16 protein-coding genes are annotated in these 18,974 nt (G+C 60.6%); 7 read left to right on the top strand and 9 right to left on the bottom strand.

Going from position 1 to position 18,974, the window contains the following annotated elements:
• Nucleotides 1-42: 42 nt before the first annotated feature.
• Nucleotides 43-480: a universal stress protein gene (locus CAF79_RS23355; RefSeq protein ID WP_085700513.1), complete on the top strand. Its 438-nt coding sequence runs from the start codon at nucleotides 43-45 to the stop codon at nucleotides 478-480.
• 76 nt (nucleotides 481-556) lie between these two features.
• On the opposite strand, the gene CAF79_RS23360 is transcribed toward CAF79_RS23355, so the two are convergent.
• The gene (locus tag CAF79_RS23360; protein ID WP_085700514.1) at nucleotides 557-2,479 is read right to left on the bottom strand and encodes an ATP-binding cassette domain-containing protein; all 1,923 of its coding nucleotides are present in this window, start codon (nucleotides 2,477-2,479) and stop codon (nucleotides 557-559) included.
• A 215-nt stretch (nucleotides 2,480-2,694) separates the two neighbouring features.
• Here CAF79_RS23360 and CAF79_RS23365 point away from each other — a divergent pair, with 215 nt between their 5' ends.
• Nucleotides 2,695-4,623: a transglycosylase SLT domain-containing protein gene (locus CAF79_RS23365; protein WP_085700515.1), complete on the top strand. Its 1,929-nt coding sequence runs from the start codon at nucleotides 2,695-2,697 to the stop codon at nucleotides 4,621-4,623.
• Nucleotides 4,624-4,712: 89 nt separating this feature from the next.
• Here the strand turns inward: CAF79_RS23365 and CAF79_RS23370 are convergent, their stop codons facing one another.
• Together CAF79_RS23370 and CAF79_RS23375 are read right to left on the bottom strand one after the other, a co-directional pair.
• Complete coding sequence (locus CAF79_RS23370) at nucleotides 4,713-5,738, bottom strand: Fic family protein (protein WP_085700516.1); 1,026 nt, start codon at nucleotides 5,736-5,738, stop codon at nucleotides 4,713-4,715.
• Nucleotides 5,739-5,803: 65 nt separating this feature from the next.
• Nucleotides 5,804-7,579: an ABC transporter transmembrane domain-containing protein gene (locus CAF79_RS23375; RefSeq protein WP_170929777.1), complete on the bottom strand. Its 1,776-nt coding sequence runs from the start codon at nucleotides 7,577-7,579 to the stop codon at nucleotides 5,804-5,806.
• 259 nt (nucleotides 7,580-7,838) lie between these two features.
• Between CAF79_RS23375 and CAF79_RS23380 the strand changes: the two genes are divergently transcribed.
• On the top strand, nucleotides 7,839-8,018 hold the full coding sequence (locus CAF79_RS23380; RefSeq protein WP_085613114.1) for a PA1571 family protein: 180 nt from the start codon (nucleotides 7,839-7,841) through the stop codon (nucleotides 8,016-8,018).
• 57 nt (nucleotides 8,019-8,075) lie between these two features.
• Here the strand turns inward: CAF79_RS23380 and pdxB are convergent, their stop codons facing one another.
• Nucleotides 8,076-9,218, bottom strand: a complete 1,143-nt coding sequence (gene pdxB / locus CAF79_RS23385; protein WP_085700517.1) for a 4-phosphoerythronate dehydrogenase PdxB — start codon at nucleotides 9,216-9,218, stop codon at nucleotides 8,076-8,078.
• 179 nt (nucleotides 9,219-9,397) lie between these two features.
• On the opposite strand from pdxB, the gene CAF79_RS23390 reads away from it, so the two are divergent.
• The gene (locus tag CAF79_RS23390; protein WP_085700518.1) at nucleotides 9,398-10,807 is read left to right on the top strand and encodes an MATE family efflux transporter; all 1,410 of its coding nucleotides are present in this window, start codon (nucleotides 9,398-9,400) and stop codon (nucleotides 10,805-10,807) included.
• Nucleotides 10,808-10,857: 50 nt separating this feature from the next.
• Here the strand turns inward: CAF79_RS23390 and tusA are convergent, their stop codons facing one another.
• Nucleotides 10,858-11,109 (bottom strand): sulfurtransferase TusA, encoded by a 252-nt coding sequence (tusA, locus tag CAF79_RS23395; protein WP_085700519.1) that lies wholly within the window; start codon nucleotides 11,107-11,109, stop codon nucleotides 10,858-10,860.
• 65 nt (nucleotides 11,110-11,174) lie between these two features.
• Entirely contained in the window at nucleotides 11,175-12,248 is a 1,074-nt protein-coding gene (rlmM, locus tag CAF79_RS23400; RefSeq protein WP_085700520.1) for a 23S rRNA (cytidine(2498)-2'-O)-methyltransferase RlmM, read from the bottom strand.
• A gap of 222 nt (nucleotides 12,249-12,470) precedes the next feature.
• On the opposite strand from rlmM, the gene acnA reads away from it, so the two are divergent.
• Entirely contained in the window at nucleotides 12,471-15,212 is a 2,742-nt protein-coding gene (acnA, locus tag CAF79_RS23405) for an aconitate hydratase AcnA (RefSeq protein ID WP_085700521.1), read from the top strand.
• 290 nt (nucleotides 15,213-15,502) lie between these two features.
• On the opposite strand, the gene CAF79_RS23410 is transcribed toward acnA, so the two are convergent.
• Together CAF79_RS23410 and CAF79_RS23415 are read right to left on the bottom strand one after the other, a co-directional pair.
• Complete coding sequence (locus tag CAF79_RS23410; RefSeq protein WP_256579479.1) at nucleotides 15,503-15,664, bottom strand: hypothetical protein; 162 nt, start codon at nucleotides 15,662-15,664, stop codon at nucleotides 15,503-15,505.
• Entirely contained in the window at nucleotides 15,651-16,139 is a 489-nt protein-coding gene (locus CAF79_RS23415) for an SRPBCC family protein (RefSeq protein WP_085700522.1), read from the bottom strand. The genes CAF79_RS23410 and CAF79_RS23415 overlap by 14 nt, the downstream gene beginning before the upstream one ends.
• Before the next feature lie 195 nt (nucleotides 16,140-16,334).
• On the opposite strand from CAF79_RS23415, the gene CAF79_RS23420 reads away from it, so the two are divergent.
• Nucleotides 16,335-17,255 carry an ADP-ribosylglycohydrolase family protein gene (locus CAF79_RS23420; protein ID WP_085700523.1) on the top strand — a complete coding sequence of 307 codons (921 nt, stop codon included), beginning with the start codon at nucleotides 16,335-16,337 and terminating at the stop codon, nucleotides 17,253-17,255.
• A 55-nt stretch (nucleotides 17,256-17,310) separates the two neighbouring features.
• Nucleotides 17,311-17,715, top strand: a complete 405-nt coding sequence (locus CAF79_RS23425; protein WP_085700524.1) for a lysozyme inhibitor LprI family protein — start codon at nucleotides 17,311-17,313, stop codon at nucleotides 17,713-17,715.
• Between the two features lie 113 nt (nucleotides 17,716-17,828).
• On the opposite strand, the gene peaD is transcribed toward CAF79_RS23425, so the two are convergent.
• The gene (gene peaD / locus CAF79_RS23430; protein ID WP_085700525.1) at nucleotides 17,829-18,950 is read right to left on the bottom strand and encodes a quinohemoprotein amine dehydrogenase subunit beta; all 1,122 of its coding nucleotides are present in this window, start codon (nucleotides 18,948-18,950) and stop codon (nucleotides 17,829-17,831) included.
• Nucleotides 18,951-18,974 lie beyond the last annotated feature (24 nt).

An 18,974-nucleotide genomic window follows, 5' to 3' on the forward strand; every position in this document is an offset into this window, starting at 1 on the left:
CAGCCATACTTAACAATATTGATCCCTCACGAGGAGCACCTCATGCCCTACCACCATATTCTGGTCGCCGTAGATCTGACCGAAGAGTGCGACCCTGTGATCCACCGCGCCCGAGAGCTGTCGGTGAGCAATGGCGCCAAGCTGTCGCTGGTGCATATCGTCGAACCGATGGCCATGGCCTTTGGTGGCGACGTGCCGATGGATCTGTCACAACTGCAACAACAGCAGTTCGATCAAGCCAAGGAACGCCTGGAACGCCTGAAACACAAGTACACCGAGCTCGAAGGCGCCAACTGCCACCTGACCTACGGCCAGCCGCGCCAGGAGATCCACCACTTCGCCAAGGAACAGGGCTGCGACCTGATCGTGGTCGGCAGCCACGGCCGACACGGTCTGGCACTGCTGCTGGGTTCGACCGCCAATGACGTGCTGCACGGCGCACCTTGCGACGTGCTGGCGGTGCATCTGGTCAAACGCTGATCCCACTCACTTATGAAAAACCAAAAAAGCCCGGCGCCCATCACTGGACGCCGGGCTTTTTAATGCCTGGAAACAATCAGGCGTCCAGCTCGGCCCAACGCTCCACCAGCGCATCCAGCTCAGCCTGCATCTGCTCCAGGGAGGCAATCACCTTGGCCGTCTCGGCTGGCGGGCGCTGGTAGAAGCCAGCTTCAGCCATTTCAGCCTCAACAGCAGCAATCTGCTGCTCTTTGGCGTCGATGTCTCCCGGCAAGGCTTCCAGCTCGCGCTGAAGCTTGTAGCTCAGCTTCTTCTTCGCAGCAGGAGCCGCAGCAACCGGCGCGGCAACCGGAGCCGGTTCGGCAGTGACTACCGCCGAGTTCAGGTCGGCCTTGCCGGATTTGCTTTCGGTCACGCCCAGCAGGCGCGGCGAACCGCCCTGACGGATCCAGTCCTGATAGCCACCGACGTATTCGCGAACCTTGCCCTCGCCTTCGAAGACCAGGGTGCTGGTCACTACGTTGTCGAGGAATGCCCGGTCGTGGCTGACCATCAGTACGGTGCCGTTGAAAGTCAGCAGCACCTCTTCGAGCAACTCGAGGGTTTCCACGTCGAGGTCGTTGGTCGGTTCGTCGAGTACCAGCAGGTTCGCCGGCTTGCTGAACAGTTTGGCCAGCAAAAGACGCGCACGCTCGCCACCGGACAACGCCTTCACCGGCGTGCGGGCACGCTGCGGGCTGAAGAGGAAGTCGCCGAGATAGCTCAGCACGTGGCGGCTCTGGCCATTGATATCGATGAAATCGCGACCTTCGGCGACGTTGTCGACCACGGTTTTTTCCAGATCCAGCTGATGGCGCAACTGGTCGAAGTAGGCCACGTCGATCTTGGTGCCCTCCTCCACTTTGCCGCTGGTCGGTTGCAGACCGCTGAGCATCAGTTTCAGCAGGGTGGTCTTGCCGGTGCCGTTGGCGCCGAGCAGGCCGATGCGATCGCCGCGCTGCAGCACCATGGAGAAATCGCGGATCAGGAACGGACCGCCCGGGTGGGCGAAGCTCACGTTATCCAGCACCATCACCTGCTTGCCGGACTTCTCCGCTGTTTCGAGCTGGATGTTGGCCTTGCCGGTGCGCTCACGTCGCTCGCTGCGTTCGACACGCAGGGCCTTCAGCGCACGCACGCGGCCTTCGTTACGGGTACGACGGGCCTTGATGCCCTGACGAATCCATACTTCTTCCTGAGCCAGACGCTTGTCGAACAGCGCGTTGGCGGTTTCTTCAGCGGCCAGCTCGGCTTCTTTGTGCACCAGGAAACTGGCGTAGTCGCCGTTCCAGTCGATCAGGCCACCGCGATCCAGTTCGAGGATGCGGGTAGCAAGGTTTTGCAGGAAGGAACGGTCGTGCGTGATGAACAGTACGGCGCCCTGGAAATCCTTCAGCGCTTCTTCGAGCCAGGCGATCGCACCGATGTCCAGGTGGTTGGTCGGTTCGTCGAGCAGCAGCAGATCCGGCTCGGACACCAGCGCCTGCGCCAGCAGCACGCGACGACGCCAGCCGCCGGACAACTCGGCGAGGGTCTTGTCGGCCGGCAGTTGCAAACGGCTCAGGGTGCTGTCGACCAGGGTCTGCAGGCGCCAGCCGTCACGGGCTTCGAGATCGTGCTGGACGTGCATCAGTTTTTCCAGATCAGCGTCGGTGACAATGTTCTGGCTCAGGTGATGGTATTCGGCAAGCAGTGCACCCACGCCGTCGAGGCCTTCGGCCACCACATCGAACACGGTCCGCTCGTCGGCCAGCGGCAATTCCTGCGGCAATTCACCGATTTTCAGACCGGGGGCACGCCACACCGAGCCGTCATCGGGCTTCTGGTCGCCCTTGACCAGTTTCATCATGCTGGATTTGCCAGTGCCGTTGCGGCCGATGATGCACACCCGCTCACCACGGGCGATCTGCCAGGACACCTTGTCCAACAACGGCATCGCGCCGAATGCAAGGGACACATCGCTGAATTTGAGCAGGGTCATGAGCTTCTCCAAAAACCGGGCGCGCATTCTACCTGAATCGGGACCCGAGCAGGCCGGCAATTTCGCCGCTGACGCACTCTGCACAACAATTGTTGCGAACTTGTGCTGCAAGGCCGGCAAAGCTTTCGCCCCTTGCTGGCAAAAGGCTAAGCTACAGGCAATTCAGTGCAGGTTTAGGGCCGGCACTTGTCATGATTTCTCTGCCCGGATGTCTCATGCGCAGTCGCCTCTTCAGTGTTTTGTCATGTTTGCTGCTTTCCGCCGCTGCCGTTCAATCCGCCCAGGCGGTGGACCTGTCCACCCAACGCCAGTATTACGATGAAGCCAAGCGCGCCCTCGCCAAGGGCGACAGCGGCCCGTATTTCCGTTACAGCCAGGCTCTGGCCGACTATCCGCTGGAGCCATACCTGGCTTATGACGAGCTGACCGCCCGGCTGAAAACTGCCAGCAACGCGGAGATCGAAAAATTCCTGGCCGAACACGGTGACCTGCCCCAAGCCAACTGGATGAAGTTGCGCTGGCTGCGGTGGCTGGCCGATCGCGGCGACTGGGCGACGTTCGTCAAGTATTACGACCCCAAACTGAATTTCACCGAACTGGACTGCCTGAACGCGCAGTACCAGATCAGCCACGACAAGAAGGCCGAGGGCTATGCCAACGCCGAGAAGCTGTGGCTGACCGGCAAATCCCAACCCGCCGCCTGCGATGCGTTGTTTGGCATGTGGGCCGCCGAAGGTCAGCTGACCGAGCAGAAACGCTGGGAACGCGCCAAACTCGCCGCCCAGCACCGCAACTATCCGCTGGCCAACAGCCTGGTCAACGGCCTGACCACCCTCGCCCCGCGTGGCCGCCTGCTGGTGGATGTGGCGCAAAAACCGGAACTGCTCAACCAGCCGTCGAGATTCACGCCAGCCGATGAGCCGATGTCGGACGTGGTCAGCCTCGGCCTGCGCCGCCTCGCGCGCCAGGACCCGGACAAGGCCATGGCCCTGCTCGACGGATATGCCAGCAGCATGCATTTCTCCCGCGATGAAAAAGTCGCGATCGCACGGGAAATCGGTCTGACTCTGGCCCGCCGCTTCGACAGCCGCGCGCTGGATGTGATGACCAAGTACGACCCGGAACTGCGCGACAACACCGTGTCCGAATGGCGCCTGCGCCTGCTGCTGCGTCTGGCGCGCTGGGACGACGCCTATCAACTGACCCGCCGTCTACCGCAGGATCTGGCCACCACCAACCGCTGGCGTTACTGGCAGGCCCGCAGTCTGGAACTGGCGCAACCGAAAAACCCGGAAGCGCAGACGCTGTACAAGAATCTGTCGCGGGAGCGTGATTTCTACGGCTTCCTCGCCGCCGACCGCTCGCAATCGCCGTATTCGCTGAACAACAAACCGCTGGTGCTCAGTCAGGCGCTGATCAACAAGGTGCGCAACACCCCCGGCGTGCGCCGCGCACTGGAGTTCCACGCCCGTGGGCAGATCGTCGACGGACGTCGCGAGTGGTACCACGTCAGCCGGCATTTCAACCGTGACGAAATGGTCGCCCAGGCCAAACTGGCCTACGACCTGAAATGGTACTTCCCGGCCATCCGCACCATCAGTCAGGCGCAGTACTGGGACGACCTGGACATCCGTTTCCCGATGGCCCACCGCGACACCCTGGTACGCGAAGCCAAGGTGCGCGGCCTGCATTCCAGCTGGGTATTCGCCATCACCCGTCAGGAAAGTGCGTTCATGGACGATGCCCGTTCCAGCGTCGGCGCCAGCGGCCTGATGCAACTGATGCCCGGCACCGCCAAGGAAACCGCGCGCAAGTTCAGCATTCCATTGGCCTCGCCGCAGCAGGTGCTCGATCCGGATAAAAACATCCAGCTCGGCGCCGCTTACCTGAGCCAGGTGCACAGCCAGTTCAACGGCAACCGCGTGCTCGCTTCCGCCGCCTACAACGCCGGCCCCGGCCGCGTGCGTCAGTGGCTGCGCGGTGCCGACCACCTGAGCTTCGATGTGTGGGTGGAAAGCATCCCGTTCGACGAAACCCGCCAGTACGTGCAGAACGTGCTGTCCTACTCGGTGATATACGGCCAGAAACTCAACTCGCCGCAACCGCTGGTGGATTGGCATGAGCGGTATTTCGACGATCAGTGATTGAAGCTCGTATCACCGATAGATCGAAGTAAACAAAAATGCCCGCATCGAGAGATGCGGGCATTCTTATTGCGCCTTTGAACCTTCCGTCACATCAACTTTGCAACTGCCGCGCTGCCAAGATCGGTCAATCGATACTTTTGTGTCGGACTGTTTGGCGTTTCGGGAACTGTCATTTCAATCATTCCATCGGCCAGCGCAGGATTAAGGTAGTTGGCCCGGAAGGTTGCCTTGTGCAACAAGTCCATTTCAGCCATCAACTCGCTGATTCTCAGTGACCGACCTCGAAGAACACGCAAGAGCTTCGCTACTGGGTCGCTTACTGGGTCGCTTACTAGGTCGGTAGAAGGCTCGCTTTCGATAGCCTCACGCAACGCCAGATTCAACGCATTCAACATGTACTCCACGAACGGTGTTGACTCTGCCAGTCGGTCAGCGGCCGACAACGCCGCATAGTAATCATCCTGCTGCTCACGAATCACCGCCTCAACGGGCAAATACGCCAACACCGGCCGCCACTGGCTGAGGATCAACGTTTGCCAGAGCCGTCCCATTCGCCCGTTGCCATCAGCGAAAGGATGGATGAACTCGAACTCATAGTGGAAAACACAACTGGTAATCAACGGATGCCAGTCCGAAGCATCGAGCCACGCCAGCAAGTCGTCCACCAATTGGGCAATCCGGCTCGGCGGCGGCGCCATGTGGACCAGTTGCTCACCTCGATAGATACCGACACCTGCTCGCCGAAAGCGCCCACTCTCGTCAATCAGCCCCTGCATCAAAAGCTCGTGAGCGCGCAGCAAATCCGATCGATTACCGGGTTTCCAGTCAATCAGGCATTCATAAGTGGCAAAAGCATTGCGCACTTCCTGAATTTCTCGAGGCAAACCCAGCACCCGTTGCCCGGCCAATACAGCAGTCACCTGCTCGACGCTGAGCGTGTTGTTTTCAATTGCCAGAGAAGCCTGGATCGTTCGAATACGATTCCCACGACGCAACTGGGGTGTCTGTCGCCCGCTGTCGGCAGCCGAAAGCCGACCGATCTGCTCACTGATCTCCGCGATCAGTCCGAGCATTCGAGGCGTCAGGGTCAATGGGGGCTGGTAGCGGCTCATATCCCTTCCGAAGGCATCTCAATGGTCGCCATAGTGCCCGATGCCATCGAGCTTGGCAGCCTTATTCAATGTGTTTTCTGACCATCACTGAACTGCAACGCCGCCAACCGCGCATACAGCGGATTACTGGCAATCAACTCCTGATGCGTGCCGATCGCCACCAGTTTTCCCTGATCCATCACCGCGATCCGATCGGCGTTTTTCACTGTGGCCAACCGGTGGGCGATGACCAGTGTGGTGCGGTTTTGCATCAGGCTCGGCAGCGCTTGCTGGATCAGATGTTCGCTCTGGGCATCGAGGGCGCTGGTGGCTTCGTCGAGCAGCAGGATCGGCGCGTCGACCAGCAGCGCCCGGGCGATGGCCAGACGCTGGCGTTGTCCGCCTGACAGGCCGAGGCCGCCGTCACCCAGATGGGTCTGGTAACCGTCGGGCATTTGTTCGATGAAGTCGTGGGCATAAGCGATTTTCGCAGCTTCTTGGACCTGCTCCAGCGTGGCGGTCGGGCAGCCGTAACGGATGTTCTCTTCAACACTGCCGAAGAACAGCGCCGGGGTTTGCGAGACCAGCGCGAAGCAGCGACGCAGGTCCAGCGGATCAAGGCTCGTCAGCGGCACGCCGTCAATCAGGATCCGTCCTTCCCGGGGATCGTAGAAACGCAGCAGCAAGTCATACACCGTGGACTTGCCCGCGCCGGACGGGCCCACGAGGGCGAGGGTTTCGCCGGCGTTGATCGTCAGACTCAAGCCATCGACGGCAAGGTTTTCGGGACGCGAAGGGTAGGAAAAACGCACATCCTGCAGTTCCAGCTCACCTTTGACCCGCTCCGGCAGCGTCACCAATCCCGTGGTCGGTGGCTGGATGATGTTCTCCGAGCGCAGCAATTCGGCGATGCGCTCGGCAGCGCCGGCCGCTCGCTGCAACTCGCCAATCACTTCGCTCAAAGTACCAAAAGCACTACCGACGATCAGGCTGTAGAAAACGAACGCTGCCAGTTCACCCGCAGAAATCCGCCCGGCAATCACGTCCATACCGCCGACCCACAACATTACCGCAACGGCGCCGAGGACCAGCACGATGACCAGAGTGATCAGCCAGGCTCGCTGGAAAATCCGTTTGCGTGCGGTTTCGAACGCCTGCTCGACGGTGCTGGCGAAACGCTGTTCGTCCTGCACCTGATGGTTGTAGGCCTGCACGGTCTTGATCTGGCCGAGGGTCTCAGAAACGTAGCTGCCAATGTCAGCGATCCGGTCCTGACTCAGCCGGGAGAGGTTACGCACGCGGCGGCCGAAGATCAGGATCGGCGCAATCACCAGCGGCAGCGCGATCACCACGATGCTAGTGAGTTTGGCGTTGGTGATAAACAGCAGCACCACACCGCCAATGACCATCAGCAAATTACGCAGGAACAGTGACAGCGACGAGCCGATCACCGATTGCAGCAACGTGGTGTCAGCGGTCAGCCGCGACTGGATTTCCGAGCTGCGGTTGTCCTCGTAAAACCCGGGATGCAGGTACACCAGATGGTTGAACACCTGCCGACGGATGTCCGCCACCACGCGCTCACCGATCCAGGACACCAGATAAAACCGCGCAAAGGTGCCGAGCGCCAGGCCGAAAACCAGCAGCATGAACAGGCCGATGGATTGGTTGAGCAAGTGCGGCGACTGGGTCATGAAACCCTGATCGACCAGCAACTTGATGCCCTGCCCCATCGACAGGGTGATGCCCGCCGTGACGATCAGTGCGAGCAGTGCGCCGAATGCCGGCCAGCGATAGGGCGTAAGGAAATGAATGGTCAGGCGCAGGGCCCGGCGGTGGCGCGAGGAGAGCATCGGGATCATTCAGGTTCACGTCGTGTGCTGATGGATAGGGCCGGCCTACAGAGTCAAATGGGGTGGAACTCTGCAAATCACAATGAGTCAGGTTAATTATGACCGGCAAGACTACCCCCTAGAGGCTATTGGTCTAAGGTCCGGGTTGAGACGGACGGTCATTTCTGTTTGAGTGGAGATGCCGTTCCGGACCGACCGCAGGGAGTTGTCACAGCCTGGTCACCTGACGGATTTAACTTAGGCGCACAACCTGATGAGGAGACAGGCCATGTCCTTGCAAAACAGCAGCGATGACAAGATTGAAGTGATCCGCACCAAGCCCGGCCAACCTCTGGGTTGCTCGATCATCGACGAAAACGGGCGTGAAATTGAGATCACTGAAGACATGATCCAGGACGCATGCCGCGAACTGGAACAGCGATTGGTCAAGCCTGCCGAACAAAAGTGATATCGCCACCGTCTTCCTGACCCGGCCCCTGCAGGCCGGGTTTTTTCTGCCCGTTTTTTATACGACCACAGCACCCAGCGCCGTCACGATCTGGCGCAAGGTCGGCGAGTCTCCTTCGATTCGCACCTTCAAGCCTTCGATCTCGCGCCTTACCGGATACTGTTTGCGCAACACATCGAACGCGGCGCGTTGCTCACCGACACTGCCCAGCAGGGTGCGACGGAAATCCGCGTCGTCCCGGCGCGGGTCGTACACGCCACGGCACAACATCGCCAGCGCCCAGGCCGGATCGCTGTCGGCATGCAGGGAAACTTCCGAAAGCCAAGGTGCTGGAAGCAGATCACCGAGCTGAATGCTGGCGGGCTCACCGATAAATTCGCAGTACGCCTGATAGATCTGCGCCGTGCCGCGCTGTTTGCCATCGAGGCTGTAACCGGCGATGTGCGGCGTCGCCAGTACGCAAAGTTCTGCCAGCGCCACATCGACTTGCGGTTCGGCTTCCCAGACATCAAGCACTGCTTGCAGGTCCTCACGCTCCAGCAGCACTTCGCGCAACGCGGTGTTATCCACCACCGGACCGCGAGCCGCGTTGATCAGCCAGGCGCCGGGCTTGAGCTGCTGCAAACGCTGCTCGTCGAACAAATGCCAGGTCGCGCCATCACCGCTGCGGGTCAGCGGGGTGTGCAGGCTGATCACGTCGCACTGCGCGATGATCTGCTCCAGGCTGACATAATCGCCGCCCTCCGCCGCCTGACGCGGCGGGTCGCAGACTTTCACGTTCCAGCCCAGGCCTTTGAGCACCTTGATCAGGCGCCCGCCGACTTCACCGGCACCGACCACGCCGTAAGTGCGCTCACTCAATTCGACGCCTTCGATTTCGGCCAGGGTCATCAGGCTGCCGAGCACGTAATCGACCACGCCCCGGGCATTGCAGCCGGGCGCGCTGGACCAGGTGATGCCGGCCTCGTTGAAGTAATCGAGATCCAGGTGATCGGTGCCGATGGTGCAGGTGCCGACAAAACGCACCTTGCTGCCTTCCAGCAGTGCGCGGTTGACGTTGGTCACCGAGCGCACCAGCAATACATCGGCCTGTTCGACCGTGGCCCGGTCGATGGAGCGGCCCGGCACCCGGCGGATCTCGCCGAAACCGGCAAAAAAGGCATCGAGCAGCGGGATATTTTCGTCGGCAACAATCAGCATGGCGGGGCTCCTTGGGCGGATCGGCAGTGTAGGCGCTGGGGCTGCGATGAGCCAGCAGGCTTTGACTTCTTGATGAGGCGGGGCGATTACAAATCCGCAACAGAGGATTTTTCCTGACCATAACGTCAACGGCGTAGAATGCCCGGCCTTGCGCATCAACCCCTGTGGACGCTTTGCCTGTGAATTCCGTGACTGACCGCCCCGCTGCCGTTTCCCTCAACCGCCCTGCCCGGGTTCGCCTGGAGCTGAAAAATCTGCTCGGCCTGGCCCTGCCAATCATGATCGCGCAACTGGCGACCACCGCCATGGGCTTCGTCGATGCGGTGATGGCCGGGCGCGTCGGGCCCAAGGATCTGGCGGCCGTGGCGTTGGGCAACTCGATCTGGGTGCCGGTGTTCCTGCTGATGACCGGCACTCTGCTGGCCACCACACCGAAAGTCGCCCAGCGCTTCGGCGCCGGCACCCACAGCGAAATCGGCCCGATCGTGCGTCAGGCCTTGTGGCTGGCACTGGTGGTGGGCCTGATGGCGACCACGATGCTGTTCAGCGCCGAACCGATCCTGCACCTGATGAAAGTCGATCCGGAACTGATCGGCCCGTGCATGCAGTACCTGCACGGCATCGCCAGCGGTCTGCCGGCCGTGGCCATCTACCATGTGCTGCGCTGCACCAGTGACGGTCTCGGTCGCACCCGCCCGGCGATGGTGCTGGGCCTGTGCGGTCTGGCTCTGAATATTCCGCTGAACTACGTGTTCATTTACGGTCACCTCGGCGTACCGGCCATGGGCGGCGTCGGTTGCGGCTGGGCCACGGCGATCGTGATGTGGGTGATGGCACTGGGTCTGGCCGGTTACGAGCGCTGGGCGCCGGCCTACAAGTCGAGCGAACTGTTCAGCCGTTTCGACTGGCCGCAATGGGCGGTGATCAAGCGCTTGCTGGCCATCGGTCTGCCGATCGGCGTCGCGGTGTTTGCCGAGTCGAGCATCTTTGCGGTGATTGCGTTGTTGATCGGCAGCCTCGGCGCCACGGTGGTGGCCGGGCACCAGATAGCGCTGAACGTCAGCTCGCTGGTGTTCATGATTCCGTACTCGCTGGGCATGGCCGTGACCGTGCGGGTCGGTCAGGCTCTGGGCCGTGAAGAGCCCCGCGAAGCGCGTTTCGCGGCGGGTGTCGGCATGGGCACCGCGCTGGCTTACGCTTGCCTGTCGGCGAGCATGATGCTGCTGATGCGCGAACACATTGCGGCAATCTACACATCGGATCCGATGGTGATTCACATCGCCGCGATGCTGATCGTGTACTCGGCGCTGTTCCAGTTTTCCGACGCGATCCAGGTCACCGCCGCCGGCGCACTGCGTGGGTATCAGGACACCCGGGTGACGATGATCCTGACCCTGTTCGCCTACTGGGGCATCGGCCTGCCGGTGGGTTACGCCCTCGGCCTGACCGACTGGCTCGGCGAACCACGCGGCCCGAGCGGCTTGTGGGAAGGCCTGATCGTCGGCCTCAGCTGCGCGGCGCTGATGCTATCGATCCGCCTGACGCGCAGTGCACGCACACGCATTCGCATCAGCCGCTCGATGGGCTGACCGGGCATAAAAAAAGACCTGCACATGCAGGTCTTTTTTTTGCTTTCCGATCAACCAGACTTCTTGCGGATCCAGTACAGAAAGGTCCCGGCCTCTTCGTGCTGCCCCACCAGTTCATGGTCAAGAAACACGCAGAACTTGGGGATGTCGCGGCGGGTCGACGGGTCGGTGGCGATCACCTTGAGCAGGCCACCGGGCACCAGGTCACGGATGTGCTGGTGCAGCATCATCACCGGCTCCGGGCAGTTGAGGCCCGTAGCGTCGAGGGTGCCGTCGACCGGCATATTGATCATTTCACTCATGATTCACTCCTGAAACTGGCCGGCATTGTCGCCCAAGGCCGGGTGTTCGGTCACCTGTCGCGCGCTCAGCGGGCTTTGGCTTTCTTCACATCATGGCGGCGCAAATGGCAGGTCACTTCCTCGCGGTCGTGATACAGCTGCTTGCAGCCGATGTCGACCTTGATCCCGCGGGCCTTGAACCCGTCGGCGATGCGCTCGAGCAAGCGCTTCACCTCCGCGTAACGCTGCTTCATCGGCAACTTGAGGTTGACCACCGCTTCCCGGCAATGCCCCTCGCCGATCCACTCTTCGAGCATCGCGGCGTTGCGTGCCGGCTTCTCGACGATGTCGCAGACCATCCAGTCCACCGGTTGCTTCGGTTTGAAGGTGAAACCATCGGCCATCAAGTGCTGCACCAGACCGGTGTCCATCAGACTTTCGGCCATCGGGCCGTTGTCGATGGCGGTCACCAGCATGCCGCGATTGACCAGTTGCCAGGTCCAGCCGCCCGGCGCCGCGCCGAGATCGACGCCGGTCATGTCGCTGTGCAGGCGATCTTCCCACTGATCGCGGGGGATGAAATGGTGCCAGGCCTCCTCCAGCTTCAGGGTCGAACGGCTTGGCGCCTCGCGCGGGAACTTCAAACGCGGAATACCCATCGGCCACATCGCCGAGTTACCGGCATCGGCCAGACCGAGGAACACCTCACGACCGCTTTTGAAGGTCAGCAGCAGGCGCGGCTTGCCGGCGTCCTCCACCAACTTGCCGGCGCCGGTCAGGGCCTTGCGCAGCGGGCCTTCGAACTTTTTGCAGAAATTCGACAGTTCCTTGCCGTCGTTGGTGTCGACGACTTCCAGCCACAAGCTGCCACAGACCGGGAATTCAGCCATGTGCGCGAGGATCACGCTGATGCGGTCGTTTTCCGGCAGATCGATGAAAAACCCGCGCGCCCACTGGCGCGGGAAAATCAGCTCGGCGAAACGCTGACCGCGCATCAGGCGCTCGGCGCCGTCTTCTTCGGTGCAGACAAACTCGGCACAAGCGGTGGCCGGTTTGGCCTTGGCGTAGCCGGCCACATTCAGTTGGGCGGCGAGGTCGGAAATTTCCGAGCAGACTTCGCCTTCGAAGCCTGGCCGGCAATGCATGAATAGGGTGTTCATTCTTACTCCTGGGCAGAGGGCGATCATTCATCCCCTGCGCGATGCCCAGACCCTGCGTTGAAGCAAAGCCTGTCACGAAAACCGGCGCATGATAGCCGATGTCGGAACCTTGGTTCCTGTCATAGAGTCCAGTTATTAGCCAGCTACCTAAAACAGGGCTAAGTTTTAAGCTCTATTCGTCCCCTCAATCCGTAGCCGTGCGGATTCAAAGGAGTGATCGTAATGCCGTCCCTCGATAGCCTGCACACCCTTAAGACCCTGAAAGTCGATGACAAGACTTACCACTATTTCAGCCTGCCGGATGCCGCCAAGTCCTTGGGCGATCTCGCCAGGCTGCCGATGTCGCTGAAAGTCCTGCTGGAAAACCTGCTGCGCTGGGAAGATGAAAAAACCGTTACCGGCGCCGACCTCAAGGCGATTGCCGCGTGGCTCAAAGAGCGCCGCTCCGACCGAGAAATCCAGTACCGCCCTGCCCGTGTGCTGATGCAGGACTTTACCGGCGTTCCTGCCGTGGTCGATCTGGCCGCGATGCGCGCCGCCATGGCCAGGGCCGGCGGTGATCCGCAGCGAATCAACCCGCTGTCGCCAGTGGATCTGGTGATCGACCACTCGGTGATGGTCGACAAGTTCGCCAGCGCCAGCGCCTTCGAACAGAACGTCGACATCGAAATGCAGCGCAACGGCGAACGCTACGCCTTCCTGCGCTGGGGCCAGAGCGCCTTCGACAATTTCAGCGTGGTGCCGCCGGGCACCGGGATCTGCCACCAGGTCAACCTCGAATACCTTGGCCGCACCGTTTGGACCAAGGATGAAGACGGCCGCACCTACGCCTTCCCCGACACGCTGGTCGGCACCGACTCCCACACCACCATGATCAACGGCCTCGGTGTACTCGGCTGGGGCGTCGGCGGGATCGAGGCGGAAGCGGCGATGCTCGGGCAACCGGTGTCGATGCTGATTCCGGAAGTGATCGGCTTCAAACTCACCGGCAAGCTCAAGGAAGGCATCACGGCCACCGATCTGGTGCTGACCGTGACCCAGATGCTGCGCAAGAAAGGCGTGGTCGGCAAATTCGTCGAGTTCTACGGTGACGGCCTCGCCGACCTGCCGCTGGCCGACCGCGCCACCATCGCCAACATGGCTCCGGAATATGGCGCGACCTGCGGCTTCTTCCCGGTCGATGACGTGACGCTGGAATACCTGCGCCTGTCCGGTCGTCCGCCAGAAGTGGTCAAACTGGTCGAGGCCTACACCAAAGCTCAAGGGCTGTGGCGCCTGCCCGGTCAGGAGCCGGTGTTCACCGACAGTCTGGCGCTGGACATGGGCAGCGTCGAAGCCAGCCTCGCCGGGCCGAAACGTCCGCAGGACCGGGTGTCTCTGCCGAATGTCGGTCAGGCGTTCAGCGACTTCCTCGACTTGCAATTCAAACCCACCAGCAAGGAAGAAGGACGCCTCGAAAGCGAAGGCGGCGGCGGTGTCGCTGTGGGTAATGCCGATCTGGTCGGCGAAACCGATTACGAGTACGACGGCCACACCTATCGCCTGAAAAACGGCGCGGTGGTGATTGCCGCGATCACTTCCTGCACCAACACCTCCAACCCCAGCGTGATGATGGCTGCCGGCCTGCTGGCGAAAAAAGCCGTGGAAAAAGGCCTGACCCGCAAGCCGTGGGTGAAAAGTTCGCTGGCACCGGGTTCAAAAGTGGTCACTGATTACTACAAAGCCGCCGGACTGACGCAATACCTCGATCAGCTCGGTTTTTCGCTGGTCGGATACGGCTGCACCACTTGTATCGGCAACTCCGGCCCGCTGCCGGAACCGATCGAGAAAGCCATCCAGAAAGCCGATTTGACCGTGGCGTCGGTGCTGTCCGGCAACCGCAACTTCGAAGGCCGGGTGCATCCGCTGGTAAAAACCAACTGGCTGGCCTCGCCACCGCTGGTGGTGGCCTATGCCCTGACCGGCAGTGTGCGCACCGACATCAGCAGCGAACCGCTGGGCAATGACCAGCAGGGCAATCCGGTGTACCTGCGCGACATCTGGCCGAGCAGCAAGGAAATCGCTGACGCTGTAAATCAGGTCAACACGGCGATGTTCCACAAGGAGTACGCCGAAGTGTTTGCCGGCGACGAACAGTGGCAAGCCATCGAAGTACCGCAAGCTGCGACGTATGTCTGGCAGGCGGATTCGACCTACATCCAGCACCCGCCGTTTTTCGACGACATTGCCGGGCCTTTGCCGGTGATCGCCGATGTGAAAGGCGCGCGAGTGCTCGCGCTATTGGGCGATTCGGTGACCACCGACCACATCTCCCCCGCCGGCAACATCAAGGCCGACAGCCCGGCCGGGCGCTATCTGCGCGAGCAAGGCGTCGAGCCACGGGACTTCAACTCCTACGGCTCACGCCGGGGTAACCACGAAGTGATGATGCGCGGCACGTTTGCCAACATCCGTATCCGCAACGAAATGCTTGGCGGCGAAGAAGGTGGCAACACGATCTACATTCCGACCGGCGAGAAACTGGCGATCTACGACGCGGCCATGCGTTATCAGGCCTCGGGCACGCCGCTGGTGGTGATTGCCGGGCAAGAATACGGCACCGGTTCCAGCCGTGACTGGGCCGCCAAGGGCACCAACCTGCTGGGGGTAAAAGCGGTGATCGCCGAAAGCTTCGAGCGGATCCACCGTTCCAATCTGGTGGGCATGGGCGTGCTGCCGTTGCAGTTCAAACTGGATCAGAACCGCAAGAGCCTGAACCTCACCGGCAAGGAAACCCTGGATATTCAGGGCCTGAACGGCGTCGAGCTGACACCACGGATGAACCTGGCGCTGGTTATCACCCGTGAAGACGGACGTCAGGAAAAAATCGAAGTGCTGTGCCGCATCGACACCTTGAACGAGGTGGAGTACTTCAAGTCCGGCGGGATCCTGCATTACGTGTTGCGGCAGTTGATCGCCTCGTAAAACCTGCAGATGCAGAAACACCGCCAGATCGGCGGTGTTTCTGTGTGGGCAGCGCACTTTTCTGCGGGCGAAAAAAAACCCGCCGAAGCGGGTTTTTCCCAAGACCATTATCGACTCCCTGTCGGCAGCGATCCTTGCTAATGGTCGATCATCCGTGATCCTGAAACACTCCCTGTGTTTCAGTTGATGAGGCTAGGTTACGCTCTGGATCCAATCGGCAATAGTCGAAATAGCTACCATAGCGTGTAAGACATTCGCCATAGCAGGCCTTCCGAAAACCCTTAGGCGTGTCAGACATCGAGTGCAGAAGCCGCCAATCCGGCGAATTTCAGCTGTCCGGCGGCGGCTTTTTGCTCGTCATCCTCCATGAACCACGCGACAGACAGTCCGGCGAATACCAGCGCACAGCGTCCCAGCCACGGCGTGAACAGGTCGAGATCAGCTACCTTCACGCTCGCGAGAACGGTCGCTTTCCGTGAGGAAGTGCTCAAGTCGACTCAACTGCTCCTCCCAGCCCCGACTGTCCATGTAGTAGGCCTCTTTCTGGCGCACGTCGGGAATGTGCGCAAAACCTGATTCGGAGACCTTCAGCAACGTGCCGTTCTCGTAGTCCTGCAGTTCGAATTTGACCAGCGTGGTCGGTTCCTGGGAGTAGTCGATTTTCGGGTTCACCGCGTACGGGTGCCAGCGGAAGGAGAACAGCTGTTGCGGCTCGACCCGCTCCACCAACACATTCCAGAGCACATGTTCATAACCGCGGTATGTGACCTGCCCTTGCGTCCATTCGCCCGGTATAAACCGCCGGCCTTCCAGCGCAACGCCGAACCACTGGCCGAACGCCTCGGCATCGACCAGGGCACGCCAGACATGCGAGCGCGGCGACTTGAGCATGATTTTACGTTCAAAGCTGTTGGGTACTGGTTTCATACGTCACCTCCTGTTTTGAACAGTAGGCTTGTATGACCACATGTCCAATCCGAAGTTGTATCAATCCGGTGCAACGGTCGGGCTGATTGAAATATCCGGCAGTATTTTGGGGCACCGGTTCGTCAGAATGCGGACGGATCAGCACCGTGAAACTGATAACGTTCGCAACGAATTGAACGACACAAGGACGTCATCATGCAGCCCTCCCTCCCCGAACGTTACCGTGGAGCCCTGCTCGGTCTGGCCTGTGGCGATGCCATGGGAACCACCGTCGAATTCCAGCCTCGCGGCAGCTTCCAGCCCCTGACCGAGATGATGGGTGGCGGGCCGTTTCACTTGAAGCCCGGCCAATGGACCGACGACACCTCGATGGCGTTGTGCCTGGCGGAAAGTCTGCTGAACAAAAACGGCTTCGATGCCGCTGACCAGATGGGCCGCTATCTGAACTGGTGGCAATGGGGTTATTTGAGTTCGACCGGCGAATGTTTCGATATCGGCATGACCGTGAGTCAGGCGCTGGATCGTTTTCAACAAACCGGTGAGCCGTTTGCCGGCTCCACCGATCCCCACAGCGCCGGGAACGGGTCGCTGATGCGTCTGGTGCCCGTTGTACTGTTCTACTTCCCGGATGCCCGGCAAATCAGGCGATTCGCCGCCGACAGTTCACGCACTACGCATTCGGCGCCCGAAGCCATCGAATGCTGCCAGCTGTTTGCCGAACTGCTCTGCAGGGCTCTGGAAGGCGAGTCGAAAGCGCAACTGCGCACTCAGCCGCAAACAATCTTCAGCCAGCCCAAGGTGGCGGCGATTGCCCGGGGCGAGTACCTGCACAAGACCGAGCGCGACATTCGCGGCAGTGGCTACTGCGTCGAATCCCTGGAAGCGGCGTTATGGTGCTTCCAGAACACCGACAGTTTTGCCGCCGCCGTCCTGCAAGCGGCGAATCTGGGCGATGACGCGGACACCACGGCTGCCATCGTCGGCCAGTTGGCCGGCGCCCACTACGGCGTGCAGGGAATCCCGTTCGGGTGGCTGGAAAAGCTGCATGACGGAGAGGAAATTGCCGCGACAGCGGAGCGGTTGCTCAACGCCTCCAGACACCGTGCACCTTGTTAGCGCCACGAAGTCGCTAAACTGCCCGGCAGGTTCATTCATCAAAGCGAGATGACTCATGTCCCCACGCCTGCTTCTGGCCCTGACACCCTTTCTTTTCACTTCTGTTGCTCACGCTGCCGTGGACTGCGCCAATGCCAGCGATCAAGCGACGATGAATCAGTGCGCCGCACAAGAGAACAAGGCGGCGGACAAGGAGTTGAATACGGTTTATCAACAGATCACCGCCCGGTTGAAGAACAACCCTGATGGCAAGAAACTGCTGGTCAGCGCGCAACGGGCGTGGATCGGCTTTCGCGATGCCGAGTGCAAGTTTTCGGCATCCGGAGTGGCAGGCGGGAGTGTTTATCCGCTGATCTACAACAATTGCATCGCCTCAGTAACCAAGTCGCGAACCGAGGCGCTCAAACAGTATTTGAAATGTGAGGAAGGTGACATGAGCTGCCCGGTGCCGGGGGCCTGACTTTTCAGGGATTTGGAGAGCCTCTTCGCGAGCAAGCCCGCTCCCCCATTTGAACCGCATTTCAAATGGGGGAGCGGGCTTGCTCGCGAAGGCGTCATCGCTGACGTCGCTAATTACCGGACGAAGATCTGTGCCGTAGTAATCGCCATATCCCCACCCGGCAGTTTGATGCTGCCGGTCTGCTTCATGGTTTCGGCATCAAAGATCGCCACATCGTTGAAGGTCCCGGCCAGGTAGATCTTGCTCCCGTCCTTGTTGAACGAAATGCAGTAGTAGGAATGATCCAGTGTCGCCGCCTGAATCAGCTTTTTCTGCTTGATGTCGTACTTGGCCAGACGATTGAGTACACCGAACATCAGGTTCGGATCCTTCGGCGAGCGCATGCCGCTGAAGTAGATCTCGGTCAACGGGCCGAAGTCAGTGGTCTCGGTCTTGCCCGTTTTCAGATCGACGCTGAACAAGCCATAAAGGTATTCGGCGGTGGCCGGGTCCTGTTTTTTGTCCTTGAACTTCGCCGCCGTGTACAGCAGCGAGAAATCGTGGCGATAGGTTTGCTGGTTCCATACGTAAAGCACGTCCGGCGCGCTGTAGTTCGGGCGTTTCCAGTGGCGGCTGGGGATCAGAACGTCGAATTTGCCGCTCTTTACATCGACCTTGTACACATCGGCGCCGGCCACATAGAGCGTACCGTCATCGCCGCTCTGCATGATCGTCAACTGCCGTGGAGCCGGAAAGCTGCGCACCGGTCTGGCGTCCATTCCGGCGTCGGTGGCGTAGACGTCCAGCCGCGGCTGCTTGACCTCGTAGCGATCGTTGAGCATCTGGGTCGGGTTGGCGATGGTGTACAGCTCCTTGCCGTCATGGCTGACGGTAAAGGCGAACATCGACCGCGCCTTCTCCCCAGGCTGCCGGGTGATGCTGGCATGGAACACCTGCTTGCAGCTGTCCAGCTCGACACCGTAGACATCGGCGTAATGGTTGTTCAATACGTACGCGGTCTTGCGATCCGGCGAAAGCTGTACGGTGCCGGGGCCAAAGGCATCGGGCATCTTGCAGGTCTTGTACAGGCTGTCGGTCGCCAGGTCGATGACGTGCAGGTTGTTCGGGTAATTGGTGGTCAACATGTACTCGTGACCGTCTTGCAGCGCGGCGTTTTCATCGGCCAGAACCGGGAGCGAACAGGCGCTCAGAACCGCGAGTGCGGCAAGGCCGCAGGCTTTGTTGAGGCTAGGCATGTTGGAATCCTTCTTCTTGTCCGG

The organism is Pseudomonas sp. B26(2017), assembly GCF_002113045.1.
Taxonomy (GTDB): domain Bacteria; phylum Pseudomonadota; class Gammaproteobacteria; order Pseudomonadales; family Pseudomonadaceae; genus Aquipseudomonas.